The 2,348-nt window shown below is 26.1% G+C and carries 3 protein-coding genes; all 3 read right to left on the reverse strand.

Features of this window, described 5'->3' with window-relative positions:
• Window positions 1–494 (reverse strand): glycoside hydrolase family 1 protein (locus Q0F58_RS18940; protein WP_294379546.1); only part of this gene is annotated, 494 nt, incomplete at its 3' end.
• 267 nt (window positions 495–761) lie between these two features.
• A complete protein-coding gene (locus tag Q0F58_RS18945) occupies window positions 762–1,994 on the reverse strand; it encodes an alpha/beta hydrolase-fold protein (protein ID WP_294379548.1) in 1,233 nt (410 codons plus the stop codon).
• A gap of 84 nt (window positions 1,995–2,078) precedes the next feature.
• On the reverse strand, window positions 2,079–2,225 hold the full coding sequence (locus Q0F58_RS18950) for a hypothetical protein (RefSeq protein ID WP_294379550.1): 147 nt from the start codon (window positions 2,223–2,225) through the stop codon (window positions 2,079–2,081).
• Window positions 2,226–2,348: the final 123 nt, after the last annotated feature.

Consider the following 2,348-nt stretch of genomic DNA (forward strand, 5'->3'; position numbering starts at 1 on the left):
AAAGTTATCCAATACTTTACTTTATCTCCAAATCTCTTGAATAAAGTTGTAGCATAATTAACGAAGTCATCAATTATATTTCTGCTTTCCCATCCATTGTATTTGTCTTGTAATGCTTTTGGAAGATCCCAGTGGTATATAGTTACCATTGGCTCAATTCCATATTTTATACATTCATCAATTATATTTTCATAGAATTTTAATCCTTCTTCATTAACTTGTCCATTTCCTTCTGGATAAATTCTTGGCCATGATATTGAAAAACGATATGCTTTTAATCCCATCTCATGCATTAATTTAATATCTTCTAAGTATCTATGATAATGGTCAACAGCTACATCACCATTAGTTCCTTTAAATGTCTTTCCTGGGATTCTTACAAATTCATCCCATACAGATAATCCTTTTCCACCTTCAAGATAAGCACCTTCTATTTGATAAGCGGCTGTAGCACTTCCCCATAAAAAGTCCTTTGGGAATTGTTTGTTTTCCATTTAGTCACATCCTTTTTTAACTTTATTTATATTTATTATGTTAACATTATCATAGCATTTATTCAAGTTAATATTATAAACATATTTAAATGTTTTTTATTTTTAAGCGTTAAGTATTGAGTTAGTTGTATTAATGGTATATTTTTATTAAACATATATCATATTCTGATATTATAAATATAATATCTTTATGTACTCAAAATACTTTAGTTTTTTACTTCTAAATATTTAAAGATAGTCTAAAAAACACCATAAATTGAATTTTAATTACTCTTTCTCATTCCCAATAAGATATATAAGTCCATCAGCTAATGTTTCTCCCCAATAAATGTGATCATGTCCACTTCCAAATTCCTCAAAATGCACTTCATAACCTTTATTTTTAAGATAATCACTAAAAGATATATTTGTATTTTTCATTGAAATCTTTGGTTCAATTACTCCAACATTTATATAAAATTTTAATGGGAGTTTTTTCTTTTTAGAGAATTGATCATTTATCCATAATACATGTGGCTTGTCATACTCTTTCGTTTTATACCAATATGAACCTGACTGTGAGAGTACATTTCCAAATATATTTGAGTATCTTAATCCTACATATGATGCTTCAAGTCCTCCAAGACTATATCCTCCAATAACATTTTTTCTAGGATCTTCACTTACATTGTAATGCTTTTTTAAATATTCCATAATCTCTTTTCCTATAAAGTCTGTAAATTTATCACTACACTGAAGGTTTTCAGTTCTATTTTTTGTTGATTCAATAAAAACAGCTATAATTGGAGAGATTTTTTTCATTTCAATAAGATTATCAAGAACATTTAATCCATTCAAAAGGTTTATATATTCAAATCCATCATTAAGAACAAGGACTCCATAAAGCTTTTCTTTCTCTTTTAAAGAGTTATCATAATTATATGGTGTATATACACTGAATTTTCTCTTTTCTTTTAGAATATCACTATATATTTCATGTTCATGAAGCTTTCCATTATTATATGCCTTATTTCTTTTTATATAGATTCTTTCTTTTGCATTTTCAAGTGTTACATAAGGAACAAGCATTTCATTTCCATTTAATTTATCTATATATTTTAATTTATTAGGATTAAACCTATCACCTTCTACATTCCTCCATCTTCTGTTCCAATCATTGTCCATAGGATCATTTATAGAAAATTGATATGTAAAGCTCACATCTTTTCGCACAATATATGAAATATACCATAAATCAGTGTTCTCAAGTTTTTCAAGAACACAATTTTCAAGTTTTCTCATTCCAACTGGAGGTATCAAAACTACATTACTAAGTTTTTTAACTTCTTTATAAATTATAGTAACAAGTTTATTTTCAAAGTCCCCATTAATATCTTCTATTAGAGGGGCTCCTTTTGCTTCTATTATATTCCAGAAGTTTTGTAATGCATTTTTTTCTCCCTTTTTAATTTTATTCTCTAATTCAGATATCCTTGAATCTTTTATATATGTCCTTTTCATATATATTCTCCTTATTTCTTAATGTAATATATATATTAAATTTTACTATTATAATTTTCCAATGTCATTAATATTTATTATTCTTTATTCTTCAATTTTAACAAGTATACTATTTTGGATTATAAAAGTTATATTTTCACCATTTCTTGTGGATACAGCCTTATTTATCTGATTTATAATCTTTGAAGTAAGTACTCGCCCATCTGAATTATATATATTAATTTTCCCCATATCATCACCTCTTTATAAATATCTTATATACTGTTTAATGTGCTGTTTAATAGATTTTATCAGCACTTTCCTTTCATAACATATAATTGCTAATTACATTATATTAAAAAGAAAACTAGAGAA

It is taken from the genome of uncultured Clostridium sp. (assembly GCF_934754915.1).
Lineage (GTDB): Bacteria > Bacillota > Clostridia > Clostridiales > Clostridiaceae > Clostridium.